General features: G+C 39.2%; 3 protein-coding genes. All 3 read left to right on the top strand.

Features of this window, described 5'->3' with window-relative positions; all coding sequences use genetic code 11:
* The first annotated feature begins 116 nt into the window (after positions 1-116).
* On the top strand, positions 117-1037 hold the full coding sequence (locus tag Q0212_RS16565) for a type I-F CRISPR-associated protein Csy1 (protein ID WP_297927586.1): 921 nt from the start codon (positions 117-119) through the stop codon (positions 1035-1037).
* A complete protein-coding gene (csy2, locus tag Q0212_RS16560; RefSeq protein ID WP_297927584.1) occupies positions 1037-1924 on the top strand; it encodes a type I-F CRISPR-associated protein Csy2 in 888 nt (295 codons plus the stop codon). The genes Q0212_RS16565 and csy2 overlap by 1 nt, the downstream gene beginning before the upstream one ends.
* A gap of 11 nt (positions 1925-1935) precedes the next feature.
* Positions 1936-2735: type I-F CRISPR-associated protein Csy3 (gene csy3, locus Q0212_RS16555; protein WP_297927582.1), on the top strand; the 800-nt coding region annotated here is incomplete at its 3' end.

The raw sequence follows: 2735 nt of genomic DNA, 5'->3' as shown, positions 1-2735 counted from the left end.
ATTCATGGAAAAACCTCATCGGCCTTGGTATTAGTTCTAAGTAAAGTGCGCAGCCCATCGATGAAGTTTGGTTCACTCTCAGTCAGAAAAGGACAAGGTTCAAGAATCTGTTGGAGATGAGTTTTCAAGCTTGCCTCAGTTTGCTTGAACTTAGCTTCAGAGCGACAAATGATAGCGAAGTGATTAAGCCTATTTTAACGATAAATACCGCTAATTATGATGAATTAAAACAAGGTTTTATTAGTATTAAACAAGCTGACAGCTCTATAAAAACGGATAGATTAGTTAAACAAGTGTATTTCCCTGTCGTAGAAAATTACCACTTATTATCTATTCTTACGCCATCAGGATTACTCACAAAAATCAAAACTACGATAGATAAAATGCGGTTTTCTGATGAATCCAAAGAGGCCAAAGCACAACGTAAAGACAACAAATATCACCCTACAGGCTTTGATGATTTATTAGATTTAAGCGTCACTGCCTATGGCGGCACTCAACCCCAAAATATCAGTGTTTTAAATAGTCAAAATGCAGGGCGCGCTTACTTACTCCCAAGCACACCACCTACCCTACAAAAACGCGATATACGCCTACCCACTTACGACTTCTTTAAAAATAGCTTATGGCGTGGACAATTTAAAGACAACTTTGATGCGCTGCATAAACTGATGATTTTGGACATTAACAATATCAATATACGCGAGGCAATTAATAGGCGTATTAAATTTGTGATTGACCAAATACTAGAAAAAGCCTTTGTCATTAGAGCAAGTAATATAGGTTGGTCAGAAACAGAACACTACAAACAACTACCTTTAGCCCAACGTATTTGGCTTGATGACATTCACTTAGAACAACGCACCAACCAAGAGCTTTGGCTAGAGGCGGTCAGTCGCTCATTTGCTGGTTGGATTGTGCATAGTTATGAAGCTAGTCAAAAAAATAATGGTGCAATCATACTAAGCTCAACAGAATCAAACCATATTCGCCAGTTTGTTGAAGAAGCGATTAGCCAAGACAAGGAGTTTTTTTAATGCGCCGTTTTTTACTCATTCCACATATCAAAATCCATAATGCCAACGCGATGAGTAGCCCTTATACCATTGGTTTTCCTGCGATGACAGCTTGGTTAGGTGCAGTTCATGCGCTACAACGTCACGCTCAACAACAAGGCTTTAGTGATGTCAATTTTTTGAAAGTGGGTGTTAGCTGTCATGCCTTTGATTTGCAAGTTTATAAAGGGCGTGGTGATTTTATTAGCTCAATTATTGGCACATCCAACCCTTTAGATAAAGACGGTAATCGCCCTGCTTTTATTGAAGAAGCGCGTTGTCATTTAACGGTATCTTTGTTGATTGAATATGACGGCGTACGCAAGGTAAAACTCAACGATTTTATTGCGCTAATCAATCAAAGCTTACCGCGTTTTAAAATGGCAAGTGGTGACATTCTCTCTGTTAAACCTATCGAAGAATTGTACTTAAACGAAGATGAACCAAGCGAATTAAGAAAAATCACCAACAAACTTATGCTGGGTCACGTTTTAATTGAACGCCGCGACTTAATGATTAAGTCAATGAATAGTGGAAAAAAAGATGCCCTAGACGCTCTACTTGACCACTTAAAACTCATGCACCGTGTCAAACAAGACAATGATGGTAATGTGACTTGGACAACGCAACGCCTAGAAAAAGGATGGCTTGTGCCAATTGCCGTTGGTTTTCAAGGCATATCTGACTTAGCGATTGCTCAAAATCAACGTGACAGCACTACCCCTCATCGTTTTGCCGAAAGTGTTTTAACACTAGGCGAATTTGTTATGCCTTACCGTATTCACGATATAGACCAAATGCTTTGGCAATACCACGTTGACCAAAGTCAAAACTTATACCTTTGTCAAACCAACACACAAACAGCCTAAGGAGATTTATCATGGCTAAAGTAGAAAAAATGATTGCCACCGTTCTTGCCTTTGAAAAAAAATTAGTTCCATCAGATGGTTATTTATATGGCACAACATGGGAAAAACGTTATCAAACAACAACTCCACTTAAACTGATTGAAAAGTCGGTACGTGGGACTATTTCTAACCGTCTAAAAGATGCGATTAAAAATGACCCTCTTAAACTCAATGCCGAAGTTGAAAAGCCCAATCTACAAAAAGTAGATGCTTGTGCATTAGGTGAACATCACGACACACTCAAATTACACTTTACCTTGAAAGTATTAGGTGGAGTCGAAAAGCCTTCTGCCTGTAACAACGAAGCCTTTAATCAAGCCTATGCTACTGCTGCCAACAGTTATGTTGAACACGAAGGCTTTACTGAACTGGCTAAGCGTTATGCCATTAATCTTGCTAACGGTCGTTATTTGTGGCGTAACCGTGTGGGTGCAGAAAAAGTAGAGGTTGTAATTACGGCTGGCAGTGATACATGGACATTTAATGCACATGATTTTAGCTTAAAAAACTTTGATAGCAGTCATGCAAATGTGTTGGCTCTTGCCAGCAAAATTGCAGACGCATTAAGTGGCAAAATACCCTACTTGCTACTCAATATTGAGGCTTATGCCTTAGTAGGGTCAGCACAAGAAGTCTATCCTAGTGAGGAATTAGTACTGGATAAAGGCAAAGGCGACAAAAGCAAAATTTTATATTCTGTTAATGATGTTGCGGCAATGCACTCACAAAAAATCGGCAATGCCTTACGCACTATTGATACTTGGTATCCTGA

Origin of the sequence: uncultured Agitococcus sp., assembly GCF_937920075.1 — a bacterium.
Taxonomy (GTDB): Bacteria; Pseudomonadota; Gammaproteobacteria; order Pseudomonadales; family Moraxellaceae; genus Agitococcus.
The sequence above is the reverse complement of the archived record's forward strand: the minus strand, read 5'-3'. Positions and strand labels throughout refer to the sequence as shown.

What these genes read in the sequence shown, in the direction of transcription:
- csy2 (WP_297927584.1), top strand. Translation starts at nt 1,037, where the DNA reads ATGCGCCGTTTTTTACTCATTCCACATATCAAAATCCATAATGCCAAC.
- Q0212_RS16565 (WP_297927586.1), top strand. Translation starts at nt 117, where the DNA reads ATGAGTTTTCAAGCTTGCCTCAGTTTGCTTGAACTTAGCTTCAGAGCG.